10 protein-coding genes are annotated in these 20,952 nt (G+C 43.0%); 5 read left to right on the plus strand and 5 right to left on the minus strand.

The features are described 5' to 3' along the window. Positions 1 to 13 precede the first annotated feature (13 nt). From AAHJ11_RS21785 to AAHJ11_RS21805, 5 genes are all read left to right on the plus strand, one after another. Positions 14 to 2,017: a PL29 family lyase N-terminal domain-containing protein gene (locus AAHJ11_RS21785; protein ID WP_148364217.1), complete on the plus strand. Its 2,004-nt coding sequence runs from the start codon at positions 14 to 16 to the stop codon at positions 2,015 to 2,017. A 161-nt stretch (positions 2,018 to 2,178) separates the two neighbouring features. After that, positions 2,179 to 2,991, plus strand: a complete 813-nt coding sequence (locus tag AAHJ11_RS21790; RefSeq protein WP_032847443.1) for a Cof-type HAD-IIB family hydrolase — start codon at positions 2,179 to 2,181, stop codon at positions 2,989 to 2,991. 231 nt (positions 2,992 to 3,222) lie between these two features. Then, positions 3,223 to 4,704, plus strand: a complete 1,482-nt coding sequence (gene cysS, locus AAHJ11_RS21795) for a cysteine--tRNA ligase (RefSeq protein WP_148364218.1) — start codon at positions 3,223 to 3,225, stop codon at positions 4,702 to 4,704. Between the two features lie 242 nt (positions 4,705 to 4,946). Continuing rightward, on the plus strand, positions 4,947 to 8,207 hold the full coding sequence (locus AAHJ11_RS21800; protein ID WP_148364219.1) for a SusC/RagA family TonB-linked outer membrane protein: 3,261 nt from the start codon (positions 4,947 to 4,949) through the stop codon (positions 8,205 to 8,207). Between the two features lie 14 nt (positions 8,208 to 8,221). Next, positions 8,222 to 9,862, plus strand: a complete 1,641-nt coding sequence (locus tag AAHJ11_RS21805) for a RagB/SusD family nutrient uptake outer membrane protein (protein ID WP_148364220.1) — start codon at positions 8,222 to 8,224, stop codon at positions 9,860 to 9,862. Between the two features lie 85 nt (positions 9,863 to 9,947). Here AAHJ11_RS21805 and AAHJ11_RS21810 read toward each other — a convergent pair whose 3' ends face one another. From AAHJ11_RS21810 to AAHJ11_RS21830, 5 genes are all read right to left on the minus strand, one after another. Beyond that, positions 9,948 to 12,809, minus strand: coding sequence for a chondroitinase family polysaccharide lyase (locus tag AAHJ11_RS21810; RefSeq protein WP_148364221.1), 2,862 nt, complete (start codon positions 12,807 to 12,809; stop codon positions 9,948 to 9,950). A 132-nt stretch (positions 12,810 to 12,941) separates the two neighbouring features. Next, entirely contained in the window at positions 12,942 to 14,492 is a 1,551-nt protein-coding gene (locus AAHJ11_RS21815; protein ID WP_217723362.1) for a sulfatase, read from the minus strand. A gap of 151 nt (positions 14,493 to 14,643) precedes the next feature. Further along, positions 14,644 to 15,846: a glycoside hydrolase family 88 protein gene (locus AAHJ11_RS21820; protein WP_148364223.1), complete on the minus strand. Its 1,203-nt coding sequence runs from the start codon at positions 15,844 to 15,846 to the stop codon at positions 14,644 to 14,646. A 256-nt stretch (positions 15,847 to 16,102) separates the two neighbouring features. Beyond that, the gene (locus AAHJ11_RS21825; protein WP_409012949.1) at positions 16,103 to 19,420 is read right to left on the minus strand and encodes a glycoside hydrolase family 2 TIM barrel-domain containing protein; all 3,318 of its coding nucleotides are present in this window, start codon (positions 19,418 to 19,420) and stop codon (positions 16,103 to 16,105) included. A gap of 114 nt (positions 19,421 to 19,534) precedes the next feature. Continuing rightward, entirely contained in the window at positions 19,535 to 20,944 is a 1,410-nt protein-coding gene (locus AAHJ11_RS21830) for a Gfo/Idh/MocA family protein (RefSeq protein ID WP_148364224.1), read from the minus strand. Positions 20,945 to 20,952: the final 8 nt, after the last annotated feature.

Below are 20,952 nucleotides of genomic sequence, written 5' to 3' on the forward strand. Positions count from 1 at the left end.
AAACAATATAATCATGAAAAAAGTATGGAGTATGTTCATGTTATTGGCTGTATGCCTGGTAGCATGTACCAACATTGACGATTTGGAAGATGATGTAGACGCACTGAAAAAGCGCGTTACCGCACTCGAAACACAAGTACGTGATATAAATAGTAATACTGAAGCTCTTCGCGAACTTTATAATGAAGGAACATTTATTACTAATATAGAGGAAAAGTCTGATTCTTACACACTCACTTTGAGCAATGGAAAGACAGTAAATCTATATATGAAAAACGATAATAACCTCTTATGCCCTATTATCGGTATCGATTCAGAAGGCTACTGGACTGTTCTTTACAACAAAAATGAAACTCCGGAACGTCTGACTGTAAACGGACAACCTGTGAAAGCTAATGGAGAGAGTGGCAAGACTCCTACATTCAATGTAGATAGTGAAGGTTACTGGCAGGTTAGCTATGACGGAGGAAAGCACTACAGTTATATATACAAAGAAGGAACTACTGACAAAGTCAGTGCAACCGGTGACGGTTCTGCTCCGACAGAAGACAAAAACTTCAAGAGTGTAACAGTAGAAAACAACGAACTGGTCTTAGTACTTGCAGGTGAGGATGCTCCAACCATACGCATCCCTATCGTTAGCGATTTCGAATGTAGTTTTGCAGCCGAAGATTTAAAACAAGTACAGGAGTTTTCGGCAGGTGAAGTGAAAGAGTTTACCATGACCGTGAGAGGAGTAGAAAATACAATGATTACTGCTCCCGAAGGATGGAGTGCTAAATTCTCTAAGGAAGCTGGAAAAGAAAATGTATTGGTTGTTACTGCCCCTGTATCAAGCGCAAAGATGATGACTCGTGCAACAGCTGATAACAGTACTGATATTGCGGTATTGGCAACAAGCGGAAAGTATGCTATGATTGCTAAAATTCAGGTTAAAGTTATAGATACCCCACAATCCAAAGACTTCTACACAGAGTATAATACAAATGGGAATATTACTATTGGAAATGTTTCTATAACAAAAGGAGCAAATGAAGCTATATTATTAGATGGCTCTGATGAGAGTGCTTCTAATATCAGAAACCTAATCCATCAAAAGACAGAACAAACTGTTATTTTCTTGGAAAAGGGAGCTTATGATTTTAACACACCATCCATTGCTGAAATCACAGGGACAGTTGTTATAATCGGAAGATATAGTGACAGTAAACCTATACTAAAACCAGAGCTTTTGTGGAAACTCAAATCTGGTAAATTGATATTCAAAAATATACAATTAGACCTAACTAAAATTGATGCTAGTGGAGGTAATAATAAGTATATGTTCTGTAATGCAGATGCTACTGCAGATTTTGAAGACTTTATACTCGAAGACTGTGAAATAACTAATATTCAAAAGAACTTTTATTATAACAATGTAGCAGCTTATACAATCAAGAATATTTATGCAAAGAATTCACGTTTCCAATTAAATACTACAGCAGACGGTGTTCTAATATTCAATATTTACAATACAACACACTTAGATGCAATGCAAATGTTTACTTTTGAAAATAACATTGTATACAATAAAACATCTGTTATCGGACAAATTCTTTCATGGAATAACAACATTGTGCAAAGTCCCGATCAGCAACAAATAGAGGTGTCTTTCTGTAATAATACCATTGTAAACTATGTAGGAAAGAACTATCATCTAAAATTTTATGATACTAAAAAAATTACGATTTCGAAAAATATTTTCTATGCAGATCCCAAAATGAGTAGTGACGCTACAATGTGTGGTATTTATAAAAAAGAAAGTACTCCAGAATTCGATGTGAAAGATAATATAGCATATGGACTTACCGAAACAAATAAATGGAATAGTTTTGGCGCAACAGTTAAGCCTACCAACCCAATCGAAGAACAATTACTTCGCCTGACAAATAGTCCGTTCACTTCAATGGATTTGGATAAAGGCATCTTTATACTAGACAATGCATATACAGGATTTGGGTCTACTATTAACCAATAAACTATAAACTCACGTTTCTCAATACAAAAAAGGATGCCCTACAGGTATCCTTTTTGTATATTGCACTATCACAGTGCAATTTTAGCTAAAACCACATCTTTTCCCCCACCACCTTGCAGAAATATTTTTTTAATTTATCTTTGCATCCAAAACAACCCTACATGAAATACAAACTTATCGTGCTCGATCTTGACGGCACACTCACCAACTCTAAAAAAGAAATCACTCCCCGCAACAGGGAAACTCTGATACGTATGCAAGAGCAAGGAATACGACTGGTATTAGCTTCCGGACGGCCTACTTATGGCATTGTGCCATTAGCTAATGAGTTACGTATGAATGAATTCGGTGGATTCATCCTGTCCTATAACGGAGGAGAAATCATTAATTGGGAAACACAGGAGATGGTATATGAAAATGTGTTGCCTAATGAAGTTGTTCCAGTGCTTTACGAATGTGCCCGTACCCATCAACTAAGTATATTAACCTATGACGGAGCAGAGATAATAACCGAAAACTCTCAAGATCCATACGTATTAAAAGAGGCCTTTCTCAATAAAATGGCAGTTCGGGAGACAAACGACTTCCTGACAGACATCACGCTTCCCGTAGCCAAATGCCTCATCGTAGGAGATGCCGATAAACTGATTCCACTTGAAGCCGAACTTTGTCTCCGGCTGCAAGGTCGCATTAATGTTTTCCGTTCAGAACCCTATTTTCTCGAATTAGTCCCGCAAGGTATCGACAAGGCTCTTTCTTTGGCTGTCCTGTTAAAAGAAATAGGAGTAGCACGTGAAGAAGTTATTGCCATAGGTGATGGCTATAATGACCTATCCATGATTAAGTTTGCAGGATTGGGGATTGCCATGGGAAATGCTCAAGAACCTGTAAAGAAAGCAGCAGATTACATCACTCTAAGTAACGAAGAAGACGGTGTAGCAGAAGCAATCAATAAGTTTTGTAATCAACAATAGCCAAACATTTACTGACATGCTGACAGAGTTTTAGTTTCTCGGTGAGAAACCTTTGGTTCCTCGTAGTGAAACGATTGTTTCCTCGGTGTGAAACTGTCAGTTTCATACCGGGAAACAAATCACCTTACTAGCAAAAACGACCCAACACTTAAAATCAACCGATTAAAGATAGGGCGCATATTCAGATTTTATACTAACTTTGCGATTCCAATAAAACAAATATAAAATGTTATGGAACATCAACTTACCATTTACAACACCTTAGATAGAAAGAAAGAGTTGTTTGTACCGCTTCATGCACCTCATGTAGGCATGTATGTGTGCGGACCGACTGTTTACGGAGATGCCCATTTAGGACACGCCCGCCCGGCTATAACCTTTGATGTGTTATTCCGCTATCTCACCCACCTAGGATATAAAGTACGCTACGTACGAAATATTACCGACGTAGGTCATCTGGAACACGATGCCGATGACGGAGAAGACAAAATCGCCAAAAAAGCACGTCTGGAAGAGTTGGAGCCAATGGAGGTTGTTCAATATTTCCTGAACCGCTATCATAAAGCAATGGAAGCGTTGAATGTACTTTCTCCAAGCATTGAGCCACATGCTTCAGGACATATCATTGAACAAATCCAACTGGTACAGAAGATTTTGGATGCCGGATACGCCTATGAAAGCGAAGGCTCCGTCTACTTCGATGTAGCCAAATACAATAAGGATTACCACTACGGAAAACTTTCCGGACGTAATCTGGACGATGTATTAAATACCACCCGTGACCTCGACGGACAAAGCGAAAAACGCAATCCTGCCGACTTCGCCCTTTGGAAAAAGGCACAACCGGAACATATCATGCGCTGGCCGTCTCCATGGAGCGACGGCTTCCCCGGATGGCACGCCGAATGTACCGCTATGGGACGCAAATACCTGGGTGAGCACTTCGATATTCACGGAGGAGGAATGGACTTGATTTTCCCCCACCACGAATGTGAAATCGCACAATCGGTAGCTTCGCAAGGGGACGACATGGTTCACTACTGGATGCACAACAATATGATTACCATCAATGGAACAAAGATGGGTAAATCACTTGGCAACTTCATCACACTGGACGAATTCTTCAACGGTACCCATAAGCTGTTGGCACAAGCCTACACACCAATGACGATCCGCTTCTTCATCCTGCAAGCTCATTACCGCAGTACGGTAGATTTCAGCAATGAGGCATTGCAAGCATCCGAAAAAGGCTTGCAACGTCTGATGGAAGCTATCGACGCATTGGATAAGATAACTCCCGCATCGGCAACTTCAGAGGGAATCAACGTGAAAGAGCTACGTGCAAAATGCTACGAAGCAATGAATGACGACTTGAATACACCGATTGTCATCGCACAGCTTTTCGAAGGCGCCCGCATCATTAACAATATCATTGCCGGCAATGCCACTATCTCCGCCGAAGACCTGAAAGACCTGAAAGAAACATTCCATCTGTTCAGTTTCGACATCATGGGATTGAAAGAAGAAAAAGGCTCTTCAGATGGTCGTGAAGCAGCTTACGGCAAGGTAGTAGATATGCTACTGGAACAACGTATGAAAGCGAAAGCCAACAAAGACTGGGCTACTTCCGACGAGATCCGCAACACACTGACAGCACTCGGATTTGAAATCAAAGATACCAAAGACGGTTTCGAATGGAGACTGAATAAGTAATATTTATATTTCCAAGCTTTACAATAAAAAGAAGATAGCAGATCTTTTACAGACCTGCTATCTTCTTTTTATTGTAAAGATACTGCTGCAAAAGGCATCATTCCAGCATACTGACTAAAAAATTCACATCAAAGATTAATTTTTCCACATTACAACTATAAATAATTTTTAATTTCGCATATCGTAACAGCATAAATTATCCTGTTATACACCTTATTTAATAACTATAAAAACATAAAATTATGGATCTAAAAATGCAAGTCCGAAAATTAGCAGTGACTCTTTTTCTGAGCATGCTATGTTTAATTGCCTTTGCACAAGGCCGTCAGATCACAGGTACAGTACTCGATTCAACCGGCGAACCTGTAATTGGGGCCAATGTAACAGAAATCGGTACAACCAACGGAACAATCACAGACATTGATGGGAAATTTACCTTGCCAGCCGTTTCAAAAGGTGCAAAAATCAAAATCTCGTTTATCGGCTATCTTCCACAAACAATTACAATTGCCGACCAGACAAACCTAACAGTAAAGCTGACGGAAGACCTTCAGACTCTTGATGAAGTGGTCGTTGTGGGTTACGGTGTACAAAAAAAATCCGATTTGACCGGAGCAATCAGTAGTGTGGACAACGCAAAATTGACCGGCAAAGGTGCATCAACCGTCATGGAATCCTTGCAAGGACAAGTGCCCGGAGTCGATATTTCCCAATCATCCAGCCGTGTAGGCGAAAGCTTCAGCATTTCCATTCGTGGTAAAAGTACATTAGGTAGCAGTACAAGTCCTTTATTCGTAGTAGATGGAGTGGTATGTGATGATATCAATTTCTTGAACCCGTCGGATATAGAAAAAATAGATGTATTGAAAGACGCCTCCTCCACAGCCATTTATGGTTCACGCGCCACGAACGGTGTAGTCATCGTTACTACTAAATCGGCTCAAGTAGGGGCGGAAATGAAAGTAAACGTTACATACGATGGTTATGTAGGCTATAAGACAGTAGCCCGCATGCCCGAATTCATGGACGATGTGGAATGGATGGATTATCGTTATATGAAATATACTTCTCCTGTGAAGAATGCGGGAATTGTGGATGGTCGTCTGCCACTTGAAATGACTGAGGGTAACCTTGCCTCTGTCTGGAATGACAAAGGAAATGCTCTTTCTACTAAGATGCGCGAACAGTTCATCAACAGAGATTTTACAGACTGGCGTGATTTGATGTTGAAGGACGGAACACAGCAGAATCACTTCATCCAAGTTGCAGGCGCCGGACAAAAAGTATCCTACCGCCTTGGAGCCGGCTATCAGCAGGAGGACGGAGTGATGGGCGATGGTATGAAACGCTTCAATGTGAAAATGGCTATTGACGGCAAAATCAATAAATATATCAAGGTAGGGGCAACAGCCAATCTAGTCGCTTTCAATTATGACTACGGTTCCAAACGTGCCGTTCAAGAGTCATTCCGCGCTAATGGATATTGGCTGCCTTATAACACAGAAACCGGTGAGGTCAACTACCTCCCGGGCAAAGATTTAGCACCGGGACAGGCTTCCAGCTCTACTTTCCCCGCCGGGTTTTCTTCTTCCGTTTCTCCGCTGATCGACTCTCAGAATTCGGAGGACAAGACGAAAGGATATCGTGTGCTGGGAACGATGTACGCCCAATATCAACCGATCAATGACGTGATTATCAAGACTACCTTCTCTCCTACGTTCTCTACCCGTCGCAGAGGGGAATATTACGGAGGACTGTCGTCTGCACAATCCAGCACATATAATGCTTCAACAAACCCTACCGGAACTTCTTCGGCTACCGTCACCCGCAATGAATCTTTCTCCTATACTTGGGACACTCAGGTGAATTACGTCAAGACGGTCAAGGAAGACCATAGCTTTAACGCCATGGCATTGTTGAGCGTATACAGCACAGAAGCAGAGAAATACGCCTTAACCGGCGAAGGAGTCACTCCGAAAACATTATGGTATAATATGGGCTCTGCCAAAAGTTACAGCGATATTGAGAGTTCTTACGGAAAGGCGACCATGCTATCCTACGCGCTTCGTTTGAACTATGCTTATAAAGGACGTTATCTGGCGACAATTTCTTCCCGTTGGGATGGCTCTTCCAAATTTCAGGACGGACATCGCTGGGGAAGTTTCCCTTCCGCAGCTTTGGCATGGCGCATCAGTGAGGAATCATTTATCAAAGACAAAGCTCCGTGGATCAGCAACCTGAAACTCCGTGGCAGTTTCGGAGCAACGGGCAACAATGCTTCCGTAGGCAACTATGAAACTATGTTTCTAGCTAATCAGCTTTATTATTCCAGCTTTGGAAAGGGTTACGGTCCCGAAGTCATCAATGAGTTATTGAGCTGGGAGAAAACGACTGAGTTGAACTTTGGTCTGGACTTCGGTTTCTTCAACGGTCGCCTGTCCGGTACCATCGACTGGTATAACAAAACCTCCAAAGACCTGCTGATGGATCAGAAATTATTGCTTGAGCAAGGTTCTCCCACAGGTACAATGACTGCCAATGTCGGAAAAGTCCGCAACAGTGGTATCGAACTTATGTTGAAAGGTGTTTTGCTTCAGACCAAAAACTTTTATTGGGATGTCACTGCAACATTTGCTAAAAACAAGAATGAGATTCTCGAACTGCAAGGTAAAAAAGAAGATATGCGTGCTGAACGTTGGTTTATCGGACAGCCCATCGACGTGGCTTACGACTTACGTCAAACGGGCATCTGCACACAAGCAACAGCCAATGAGAAAGTAACGATTGACGGAGTGACGAAAACCAAGAGTGAATGGTATGGCTATTTTGAGGGCTGCATGACCTACGAAGACATCAACAAGGATGGTAAAATAGACGACAGCGACCGCCAGATTATCGGTCAGGCCATGCCCAAATGGACAGGTACTCTTTCCACGTCTTTCTCTTACAAGAACTGGGATTTCTCCATGTCTGTAAACACCAAACAAGGACACACGCTCTACAGTCCGTTTATGCAAGAATTCACGGATTATTCCGACCGTGGCCGTACGAAACTAAAAATGGACTTCTACATCCCGGAAGGTGCACCAGTATTCAACTACACATGGGATGGAAGCAATCCGTCTTCCCTGACTTCCGATCGCACAGTTGTTGCCGGACAAACCCACGTAGGCAGCTACCCCTACCCGCTCAACGATGTCAACTACAATCATGGTGGCGGCAATGGCTGGTACACTGGTAAGAACACTGAATTCAAGTCAAACAATTATGTAGATGCTTCTTATTGGAAAATCAAGAACATCACGCTGGGATATACTTTCGACAAGCAACTCACCAAGAAGATCGGTATCGAACATTTGCGTATATATGCCAACGTATTGAATCCGTTCACTTTCACAGACTATAAAGGATTTGATCCGGAATGGGCAGATGCCGCTATACTTGACGGAACAGGCGGCCCAAGTTCCATTTCTTACCAGATAGGTCTTAATGTTAAATTCTAATCACCATTACAATTATGAAAAATATATATATACTTACAGCTACAGCACTACTAACCCTGTTTACCGGTTGCTCCGATTTCCTGAATCAAGACTTGAAATCCGACATTCCCGGTGCCGACTATTATGGAACAGCCGAAGGTTTTGAATCTCTGTCGAATGCAGCTTACAGTTCATTGCGTACCATATACGGCGGTGACCCGTGGCTCTTTGAAGGAGGAACAGATTTATTCGCTACCGGCCGTACATCCGTTCCGACGTGTAATCTGTACAGCAATGCCTATTCTGCCGCAGAGGAGAACGTGCAGACCTTTTATACAAATCATTACAAAGCCATTTCCTTGACTAATGAAGTTATTTACTGGGGTGAAAAAGAGGCAAGCCGTGCCGGTCGTATCGATGAAGCTCGCGGTCTGCGTGCCTTGTTCTATTTAAATCTGGTACAGCAATTCGGCGGCGTGCCGATGATAACGGAACGTTCCGCCACTCCTATCACAGGTATTGCCCGCAGCTCGGCAACGGATGTTTATGGATTTATCATTTCCGAAATGGGTGCATTATCCACTTCTGTCAACTTGCCTGAAAGTGCAACAGACGGCCGCTTCAACCGGAAAGCCGCCTACCACTACCTGGCTAAAGCCCTGCTATCAAGAGGATATCTTACCAATAATGACCAGGACTATCGTGACGCTATCACAGCTGCCAATGCAGCAGGTGCGGGAGCAGCTCTGACTACTTCATTCCCGACTTTATTCAGCAATGCAGGCGAAGGTAATGCCGAAGTCCTTTTCTCAGTGGTTTACAATGTTGCTACTGTCAACGACCCGAAAGCAGACGGAAACAAACAACAGGCTCATTTCTGCGATTACCTGGACGGACAGGAAAAAGGTCATAAATATACTTCGTCTACATTGACTCCTACCTTGTGGATGCATGAAGTCTTTAACACCAATACTTCCTCACCCAATCTGGATATCCGTTATGAAAGCACATTTATGACAGAACTTCGTCAAAGTTACTGGGATTATTACGATGACAATAAAAACACAAGTGCTGTCACCTACTACTATTGCCCGTCATGGGAAATAGAAAATGTGGATGCCTGGCGTGCAGCACTACCGAGTCGTGCTAATGCGCAAGTAGTGGAAATGCTTCCCATGGGTACCAACATCAATGGAGATGAAACCAGTTATGAAACAAAAATGAAAGAAGACGTGTATGGTGTTGCTTCCTTCCGCAAATTTGATGATACAGAGAACGGACGCACTTATTTCAGTACTACTTCTTCCATGCGTGACATTTATCTGGCTCGACTGGCAGAAACAAATTTAATTGCCGCCGAGGCATATGTGAAACTCAATGATGGAACAAATGCCGCTCGATACATTAACATTGTCCGCAATCGTGCCAATGCAACTTTAGCTACTGCAAGTGAAATGAATATTGACTATATTCTGAATGAACGTGCCCGCGAACTAGCCGGCGAATATCATCGCTTCGCTGACCTGACCCGTACCGGCAAACTTTCTGAGTATGCAAAAGCACACAATCCGGATATTAACAGTGACATTGATTCTAAATTTAATCTGCGTCCTATTCCATTGGCAGCTATGGAGCTGAATCCGGCATTGGAGGGAGACCAGAATCCTAAATGGTAGAAAAGAAATTGTTGAAAGAAAAAAGCAAGAGGTGCACAAAATGTGCACCTCTTATTCTTTACGATCATTTCTCTATAATACTAAATCAATCGGATTGCATTACCATCTCAACAGGCTGCCCATGCTGGCAGACGACTGTCAACTGCGTGTTATTACCTTGTTGTTCCAACCGCACATTTTCCTGTGGATTCTTCAATGTCCAATGTCCTTTCAGCAATACCTTTTTAGTAATCGGGCGACTCGGTTCTTTCGTCGTATAAGTCTTTTCCGCAATATTCAGATTAGGGTCACATACACTGATACGAATCTTCCCTTCTCCTTCTTTACCTGCCATCACCATCGTTTCCGCCGGAATAGCGATGAATATTCTGTCGCTGGCTGGATGGTAGTTTTCAAATGCAGCATAGGCCGTAATCTCCGTTTTCCTGTCAAAGACTACGTGAGCAGTCTGATCGCGTTGCAACACCTCGTATACAGAGGTTTTACGCAGCTCGTCGAGTTCGGAAGCCGAAGGCTGAATCAGCACCATATACTCGTATGTTCCGTCTTTCGGAGCCTTACCATGTTCTATCCAGGCAGAAGAGAATTTCCCCTTGGTTACTTCACGTGTCTTTTCATGTCGTGATTCCTGATCTGCCACTTGTGAACGAACGGTTCCGTCCACTACATGATAATAATTGTCATAACCATCATGAAGCCAATAGTTATCCTCTCCCACCTTGGGCTCCTTCCCATTGTATTTTGTCTGGAAAAGAGTGGTTTCCGTAGGATAGTCCGCATTAGAGTTCGAGATACCTGTTCCCAGGCAAACCATCCGGTTATCAAAACAGAAAACAGATTTACGGGCCACAAAGTCCGGTGTGAAGTTCTCATAATCCCGTTCTGACAACTTCATGGCAAACATACCATTTTGGCCATTCAAAGAACTGCTTCCGGAAAAATTCTCTTTGGAGTGTGCCATAGTTGTTCCTTTCAGCGGACTGTCGAGTAACTCAAAAGGCAAATGAATGGTCGTTGTACCCGGCAAGCGATTCCAGTCCCATCCCTCCTGCACAAAGCCGCTTCCGGCACGTGACACGGGACTTCCTTTCCCCATAATCTGCACGGAACCATAGCTCTGATAACGTCCGTAACGGTTATCTTTCGTATAAATTTCAGCCCCCCATACATCAGTGGTATATCCTTTCAATGTCACCATCCAATCCGCACGACGGAAAATCCCCGCCGAACCGTAGTTGTAAACGAAGAATCCCTGTGGAGCCTGCGCCGGTTGAATACCTTCCTTCTTGAAGAAACGCGCATTCGGAGTATCACTATTGCGTATCAGACGTAAATAGTCGGCAGCCAGACCACGATCAAACGCGTTTCCCTGACCGGACAAATCGCCGGATAAAGCGATATTGGCAAATGCTTCGATATCATCGCTTCCCATCTTCCCTCCAAAAGGATGACGGCCACTGATTCCGATGCCCCATTCATAGAGATTACAATAATTGCGCATAGCAATAAAGGCTGATTTCATGTGTTTGCGCGCATCTTCTGTCAGCTCAAAACTTGTGCCATTGGTAAATGCAATATATTCTCCTACAGTCGCAAGTACTCCAGTAGTATATCCCGGATAGAAACCGCCATGATGGAACGTCGTACCGTCTACCTTTATACCACCGATCGTTCCCGGAGTATAACGCAAAGAAGAAGACAACCAATGTGACAAGCCGCTCAAAGCTTGCGCTTGTTCCCTTGCATCGGGAAACATCATAGCGGAAATAAACTTCGCCATCAATAACGTATGCCAGGAATCCAACAATTCGTCACGCGTTGGAGAACATGGCTGACGGGTTTCTTGCAGAGCCGCCCAAAAACGCAATGTGGAGAGATAAGCATCCCGATGAGGATGTTTATAGATTGCATCACGCATCAGCCAGGCAGTCGTATATATCTTACGCACCTGATAACCATAATGATGATTGGTACCCATACCGCTGCCATAGGCAAATCCCTGATCGATAGCATAGTCGAACACAGTAAAGTAGTTTTTCTTTGATGTTTCGTTCCGGTTATAATAAGCATCATAGGCAAAACCGGAAAGCATCGTTTCAATATCATTCCATGACATCTCCCCTTTCTTCTTGTCCTGTTCATCAGGAGCAACAATAGGAGTTCCTATAAATCCCGTTCCGGCGATGGATGGACTGATAGCCGCTTTCTCAAACGTTCTATAGGCAGCATTAATCGGTCCTTGCGGAGCCTTTTTCACTTCCAAAAAGTCAGTCAAACGTTGTTCGATAGTCTTCAGCTCCTTCTTTTGCTCGCTTGTCAATTTAGAAGGCAGAGGAATAGCATACGACTGTTGTTCCCATTTCCACACCAGACACCAATGCCACAAATCACGATTAGACAGCCCATTATTAGCAGGCAACTGCTGGTCGGGAGTGGTACGAAGATTCATTTTCTTTTCCGGGAAAATAAGACGGTCAAGAAAGATACGTCCCTTCCGTTGCGGGGCAACCAGCCGATAGGCTACGATCTTCTTATCTTTCTTGTCGCCCTGCATATACTCAAAAGAGATCCAGCAAGCCCGCCATCCTGCTGCCTGCAAACGATAAGAGAACCAATAAGAGACTTTTCCCTCTTTATTCAGAAACTCAAAACGAATAGAATCCTGCTGTGGTTTCTCATTATAAATCCACAAAGTAATGCCGAACTGCTTCTCGTTTCTCGTATTCAACGATAAAGGAGCAATCTGAACATCCAGTGTAGAACCGGGCTGAAAGTCCCATTCCAAACTGCTTTCACCCTCCTTGTAAAAAAGAGAAGAGATTTTCACTTCTCCCTTTCCGGAAACTTTAAATGTTTCGGGCACTTCCTTTTCAAATCCGATGAGTTGGGCGAAAGCTGAAGGAATAATTCCCAGAAGGAATAATACTATAAAACAACTGTTTTTCATTACTGAATTGCTTTCGTTTTTTAGGCACGGATTACACGGATGAACGCGGTTGCCTTGCAACAATGAGAACACTAAAGACCGTGAAATCCGTGTAATCCGTGCCTAAATGATTATATAAGAATACATAAATCGCTAATAAGGGATCCGATCCGACAGAATCTTTTCCGTATACCAAGGATCGTTAATCTCTTTCAACATAGCTCCCATTTCACCGCAAAGTTTTGCCACAATCTCTTTATTTTCTTCCAAAGGCAAGTTATGCAGCTGATATGGATCTTTTACATCATCGAATAAGAGGCTTTTCTTCAATTGCTTCGTATCACGGTCGATATATAAAGCCAATGTATATTGAGCTGTCTTGATACCTCTTGAAGAAGGGAAGTAAGTCTGCACCAATCCATTTTCATCTTTATCACCGTCTACATTCTGAATATACAGTGCACCTGTAGGGCGAACAATTTCAGCCTTTTCATCGAAGAAAAGAGGAGCAAAATTACGTCCCTGCACTTCTGCCGGAATAGAATCACCCAGCCCGCATAAGCCAAGCACCGTAGGCATAATATCAGGAGCAGAGAGCAATAAATCATCTACCCGCGGCTGAATCTTACCGGGGAAACGAACCAGAAACGGAATATTCATGGATTCAGAATAAGGGGAATTCTTCGGATCATCAGTGCGCTGGCTACACATCGTCTCGCCATGGTCGGAAGCAAAAATTACGACTGTATTCTTATCCAATCCCAGCTCTTTCAATGTCGTCAAAATCTGTCCGAAAGCACGGTCTACTCCGGTTACGGAAGCGAAATAATAACGTGCGGACTCCGCTTTCTTCATCTTCAAATCGACATTCGGGCGAATCAGCAGACTATCCAGAGGCTGATCTTTATAAAGATTGAAATCCTGCTCTTCACAGTCATTCAAAGAACGATACGGGCTATGGGGAGGATTCATACCCACCATTATAAAGAAAGGTTTCTTGGTATCACGCACGTTACCGTCATTTTTCAGATAAGAAATGACTTTGCCTGATTCATGCAAAGGTGACCATTCCTTCGGATCATGTCTCTTACCATCCGTATCCCAGTAATGCGGATTCTTGTGTTCATCAAATGTTCCGTAAGAATACCAGTAGTTAAAACCGTGCCGGCGTTCTTTCGGTGTATAGGCATCCCATGCCGGACGTTTTTCTTCCACATACTGTCCCGGATGTTCGGGATCGTTCGGAGTTGGGAAGTCAGCATGAAGTTTGCCAAAATAAGCACAGTCATAGCCTGCTTTGCTGAATACATCGCCGATACATTCCGCATCCTCGCGCAAGGAACTGATCGGACGTGTAGAGTTGCAATTCAATGGTACACCACTTTTGTTCGGATACATACCGGTCAGTAACATTCCACGATGGGGGCTGCTCAACGGACAGTTACTCTGTGCAGACGACAAGACCATAGATTCACGTGCAAAGGCATCCAGATTAGGAGTATGCACGGGGTCTCCTTCAAAGTTTACTTTATCCCGGAATCCGTTCTGGCTCCAGAAGCCCATCGCCTGGTTACGGTATTGATCGGGAAATACATAGATTATATTAGGATGCTCCGCTTGTTGGGACACTTGTTTCGGAGCCTTGCAACCTTGTGCGGCAAACAGCGTCAATCCTCCTACAAGAAGGTTAATAGGTTTATTCATGATAGTTTATGATAAATGATTAAAACAGGTAAATGACAAACGGTCAATAGAGAGTTATAAACAATAAGTAGCGAATGATAAACGGTAAACATTTTCCGTCAGAATCCGCCAAGCATTCACCGTTCACTGTTTACCGTTCATTGTCTATTTCTTATTTCTTTTCCAAATCTCTTTTACGCATCAGTCCTTCCAGGAAGTAATAGTCAGCATAGTTCAAAGGAACGTCAATTTCCTGACCGTGAGGAATACTGCCAACGGAGTGCATCAGGATAAAGTTGCCGTTTGTTCCGACCTTTGCACGATAAGCAGGTGAGCCTAAACTTTCCATTATCTTATCAGCAGTTTCCTTGTAGTGGTTGCCCGGCAGGTAGCCATCCAGTTCGTAAAGGGCAGAGGCTGTACAAGCTGCTGCAGAAGCATCGCGAGGTTCGTTCGGAATATTCGGAGCATCATAATCCCAATAAGGCACGAGGTCTTCCGGCAAGTTCTTATTATTAAAGATGAAGTTATAGACCTTTTGTGCCTGGTCGAGATATTTCTTATCTTTGGTATAGCGATAACAGGTAGTATATCCATACAAAGCCCATGCTTGTCCGCGAGCCCAAGCCGATTCGTCGGCATATCCCTGTGCAGTTTGTCTCTTACGCACTTCTCCTGTCTCCGGGTCGTAATCTACCACATGGTAGCAGCTGTTGTCCGGACGGAAATGGTGAGCCATTGTTGTATCAGCATGTTTCACTGCAATATTATAGAAAGTAGAATCCCCGGAAAGGGCTGTTGCTTCAAATAAGAGTTCGAGATTCATCATATTATCAATAATCACCGGACATTTCCATCCCCGTGTTCCTTGCCAGCCTTTATCGGCATCCCATGACTGGATAACGCCTGCATTCGGACGAAAACGAGTGGACAATGATCTGGCAGCTTCTATAATGACGTCTTTATACTCTTTCTTATCTGCCATGCGATAGCCGTTCAAATAACTGCAACCGATCATGAACCCTACATCATGATGCCATTTCAAATATTTCACTGAATCAAGAGCCTCTGTGTATTTCTCTGCCAGCGGCAACCATTTCTTATCACCCGTCAGATTATAAGTCAACCATATACTACCGGGAAAGAAACCTGAACACCAGTCTTCCATAGGTATGTAAGAGATACTCCCATCTTCGTTGATTGTTCTCGGATTCAAGATTTTACCGGACTTCTCAATAATGTCCGTCTGGATTGTGTTCTGTGCCACAGCGTTGTCGATGTTGTCCTGAATAAAGTCTACTTCAACCTTTTTTTGTCCACCGCAACTCGTAAAGATCAATAGGGAAAGTCCTAATGCGCTAAGAATTGTTTTCATAATACAGGGATTATTTGTTAAGTGATTAATTTTCCTGATGGCAAAAGTAGTGCATTTAAATAGAATTGACCGACCTAAATAATCCAAATGAAAGACAATTTTGGTACATTTCCCCGAAAATAATGAATTTACTGTCCTCATACATTAAACAATGCATATATTATAAAATGGAACTGTCATGTTTTTCATACACTGAATCACACAACAATTCCATTTTCACAAAACCCTTCTAAAAACCAGTTAAATTTTATCTTAATCAATAATTATATTTAGTAACTTCGTTTACCTGATTAACCGAATGGATAGGGACTAAGGTAAATCCCCAACTATATTCACGATTAGCCAAGATTTGATGGATTGATTCCGGACGTGCGCCCCAACTATTATAACCGCCCACTCCCTGCTGCTTCATATCCACACAGACTTCCACGAAGTCCTTCGGAGTGATATCATTGACATGATGCATTCTTCGCAATACGTTGCGTGCTGCGTTCTCATCATGGTTGGCAATCTCTTCGGGAGTAAGATTATGCCATTGATAAGAACGAGACGAAGCCTCTTCCGAGTCAAAGTCTTCAACAGAGTTGCAAAGAGCATTGAATCCGACAAGACTATCGGCTACAATAGCCAATCCGTTTCCTCTGTCAGGTGATAAAGCAACCCAGCGGGTATCCGTACGATGTCCGTTCTCTTGGGGGCGAACGTAATTGAAATACATCTTATCCGCAGTCGTCTTATATACGCCAACTAGTGTTCCATGATTGCGGTCGATATAGTTTTCTCCCGGGCCACGACCGAAGTATTGTACATTATTCATTTGAACCGGTAAACGGAAACGAACACCGATGCGAGGAACTTCCAGTTTGGAAGCAGCCTTGCGAGCAGCATCACTTCCGGGAGTAAAGGTAGCCGTGCGGGTAGCTTCGGAAACTTCTGTCTCAGCTGCTTCCATATCAGTAGAAGTAAACAAAGTTTTCACATTCACAATTCCGCTCGGATAGATTTTATAAGTAACGACATACAGATTACCGGTGGCCAAAAGATAAGTAGCTTTTAATAAGACAACTTTATCCTTTGTTGTCATATCAACGTCTGTCACACAGAAATTCTTACTTGATTGCTTCCATACCTGCAAACGTTTGGGAGCACCGTTCCCATAATCATTATCGGTAGGCGCACGCCAGAAGTTAGGCTGAATCCCAAATCCATCATTAAAATATTCAGTACCATTTACTCTATATGAGGTCACCAATCCGCTATTCTTATTGAATACGAAGTTTACCTTTGAAGAAGATACGATAAATTCATCGCCTTGAGTGGCTGTTTTCAATGCAGGTCCGTTTGCTTTATAAGTACTCTTTTCCGCCTGTACAGGCAGCTGAAACTGGTCGTAAGCAATTTCATATCCAGTTGGAATCAGAGCCTCCGGCTCTGTCGTTGTTACGCTGAAGTTTACAAAATAGTCTGTTCCCGGTTGAACTTTCAAGCCGTTTACAGATACAGTGAACTCTTTAGAACCTTGCGGAGCAATATCCAATGACACATTTCCATTTTTGATTGTCTTACCGTTGGCAAGTACACTATAATGAATCCGGTACTTTTTCAGGTTAGTAAAGTAGAAACGGTTCGTAATTCTGAACTTACCGGAAGCAGCATCGATTGCTTCAAAACCTACATTCTGATGTACATACTTCACTTCTGCCATAGCCGGATGCGGCCCACGATCGGGATTGACAAGACCATTACACAGGAAATTACCATCACTCGGAGCATTCACGCCAAAATCACCACCGTAAGCCCAGTATTCTTTACCATTCTTATCTTTTTGGAGAAGACCTTGATCTACCCAGTCCCAAATATATCCTCCCTGAAGGTTCGGATATTTATAAATAGCCTGCCATTGTCCCCACAAGTTTCCGGTAGAGTTACCCATAGCATGAGCATATTCCGAGGGGACAATAGGGCGGTCGCTGCCGTTCTTACCAACAGACGCCAGCCAACTGGCACCCGGATATTGAGGAACGTACATATCAGAATTCCATTCCCATTGTGCACGCTCATAGTTGATAGGACGAACCATCAGATTCTTGTCCGCTTCTTTCAGCCACAGATAAGTCTGATAGAAGTTGTATCCGTTTCCGGCTTCGTTACCCAGTGACCAAAAAGTGACGCACGGATAGTTCTTGTTGCGTTCGAACATATTGATTGTACGGTCCATGTGTGCCTTCAGCCATTCCGGATTATTTGCCAATGTACCTCCTTTGCGAAGGTTATAATACATGCCATGGCTTTCAATATTAGCTTCATCATACGCATAAAGTCCGTATTCATCGCAAAGCTCATAAAAACGACGGTCTTGCGGATAGTGACAGAGACGTACACTGTTCAAGTTATGCTGCTTCATAAGTTCAAAGTCACGACGCATCAACTCTTCCGTTACATAATGTCCGGTTTCAGGATTGTGCTCATGGATATTCACACCTTTCAGTTTCAACGGTTGCCCATTAATGAATAAACAAACATATGGTTTTCCATTGGCTGCCTTCTGTTCAATAGGTTTAATCTCGATACGGCGGAAACCTACATTGAACGGAATAATCTCATTGACTTTACCATTCTTCTTTACCGTCATCAATAACTTGTATAGATTCGGGGCTTCTGAGGTCCAAGTGCTAACATTCGTCAGATTTTGGTCGAAAGAAACTGCTCGAATCTCACCTGAAGGAATATAGGCTGTCTTTTCTTCGGCAGCAACCACTTTTCCCTGCGCATTCAGTAACTCGTATACCAATGTTAGATTAGCCGCCTCTTTTCCGCGATTTCTCAAGTCTACATTCAAGGCAAATATCCCATTCTTATAACTGTCATCCAAAGTCGACTTCACCCGAAAATCCTTGAGAGCAGCCTTAGGCTGTGAATACAAGAATACATCACGTTCGATGCCGCTAATCCGCCAGAAGTCCTGACATTCGAGATAAGAACCGGTGCTCCAACGAAACACTTTCAGAATTAGTACATTCTTACCCGGCTTCACATAGTTATTGATTAAGAACTCAGCCGGATTTTTTGAATCTTCGCTATATCCTACCTCCTGTCCGTTTATATACACATATACACCGGACTTGACTCCAGCAAGATGCAAGTAAATATCCCGCTCCTTCCAATCCGAAGGGATATCGATGTCGCGGCGATAGACTCCTACCGGATTAGCCTCCGGAAGAATCGGAGGTTCCGGATTGCGCGGTTTAAATTCATATCCGTGATTCGTATATATAGCTACTCCGTACCCCTGCACTTCCCAATTGCCTGGAACTTTAATATCATTCCAAGATGCGGTGCTGACAGACGGGTCGGTTATATTCTCCGGTAGTTTCTTGTAACTATCTACAAAAAAGAATTTCCAATCACCATTCAGTAACTGATAGTACTTGCTGTTTTCATATTTGCCGGTAAGTGCATCAGTGCGGTTGTCATAGGTCATAAAAGCAGTACGCGGATATTCTTTATTAACTGCCACTACTTGCACATCCTGCCAATAGGGTTTTCTCGGGGTACTATTAGCCATAGCGTTCATAGTTACCAAAGAAAAGACTCCCGTACATATACCTGTCAATAAGAGAGAAAATGATGGTTTATTCATGCTTTCAAATTTGTTTTTATTCGTATCACTCTTCTTAAACAACATCCATTATTTGGAAAAAGCATGTCTATATCCCTTCACCTTATTCCACCCGCCACGAGTGAAGTCAGGCACTTCCACTGGAGCAGAATTATTTACAATAGAAAGTCGGGTAAGTTCGGCCATACAGCACCATTCTGCCAAATCGTATACATCCATATCCAACGGTAAACCATTATGCAGACAATACACCAAGCGATAATCCATTATATAATCCATTCCCCCATGTCCCCCTACTTTCTTGGCTGTTTCTTCCAGTTCATTGTCTAATATCGGACTTTTGTATTTAGCCATTAATGCTTTTTTCACACCTACCGGCACAGCACCATGAGCATTCAGGTTTTCATGATCCGGTATTTGCGTGGGACTTACCTGAGAAGGTCGCAAACAGTACTCCGCTACCGGATATTTGCTGGCAAACCCATCCGTTCCTACTACCTGATACATACGGCTGTATGGACGTGGAGTCATAACATTATGCTGGATAAGCATTGTACGTTCATTCTCCGTACGGATCATAGTCGTCGTTTGATCCCCGTTCTGGAAATCCTTCACTTCTTTACCCGTACGTTTTTTAATATAGGCAGGTCCGTTCACTGCTTTCGTATCCATTGCCACCAGTGTCTTCATTCGGTCACCACGATGAATATCCAGCACCTGACAGGCAGGTCCCATACCATGAGTAGCATATACGTCTCCACGATATTTCTGATTATAATCCATACGCCAGTTATTCCAATAATGAGTCCAAAAATCTTCCAGATTATGAATATAAGCCCCTTCTACATGAAGCACTTCACCCATAACACCCTGCTGTACCATATTCAAAGTAGTCAATTCAAAGAAGTCATAGACACAATTTTCAAGTTGCATACAATGCTTGCGAGTTTTTTCCGAAGTATCGACCAATTTCCATATTTCATCAAGAGTCATAGCTGCCGGAACCTCAATCGCTACATGTTTGCCATGTTCCATCGCATACACTCCCATTTCAGCATGATGTTCCCAATCCGTGATAATATACACAAGGTCGATATCATCCCTTTTACAAAGTTCTTTCCATGCATCTTCCTTTCCACTATAAGAAGCAGCTTCGGGCAGACCTGCTTTTTTCAGTATTTTTTGTGATTTTTCCACCCGTTCGGTACGAATGTCACAAAGGGCAACGATCCTAGTACCCGGAATATGAATCCAACGTTCTACGGCACCTACTCCCCTCATTCCAAGTCCGATAAAACCTACACGTACAGTATCTATTTTAGGAGCGACAAGCTGGATTACATCTTTCTGTCCTGCAGGCCGGGAAGGCGTTTCTACTTTAATGGGAGCAAAGGTTTTAGAGTCTTTTTGTGCAAAGACACTCTGACAAGCGAATGAAACAACAAGTTCCAAAGCTATAATAGTAAATACTTTCTTCATTTTTTTTT

Source organism: Bacteroides sp. 90-K9/2 (assembly GCF_047310725.1).
Taxonomy (GTDB): domain Bacteria; phylum Bacteroidota; class Bacteroidia; order Bacteroidales; family Bacteroidaceae; genus Bacteroides; species Bacteroides vicugnae.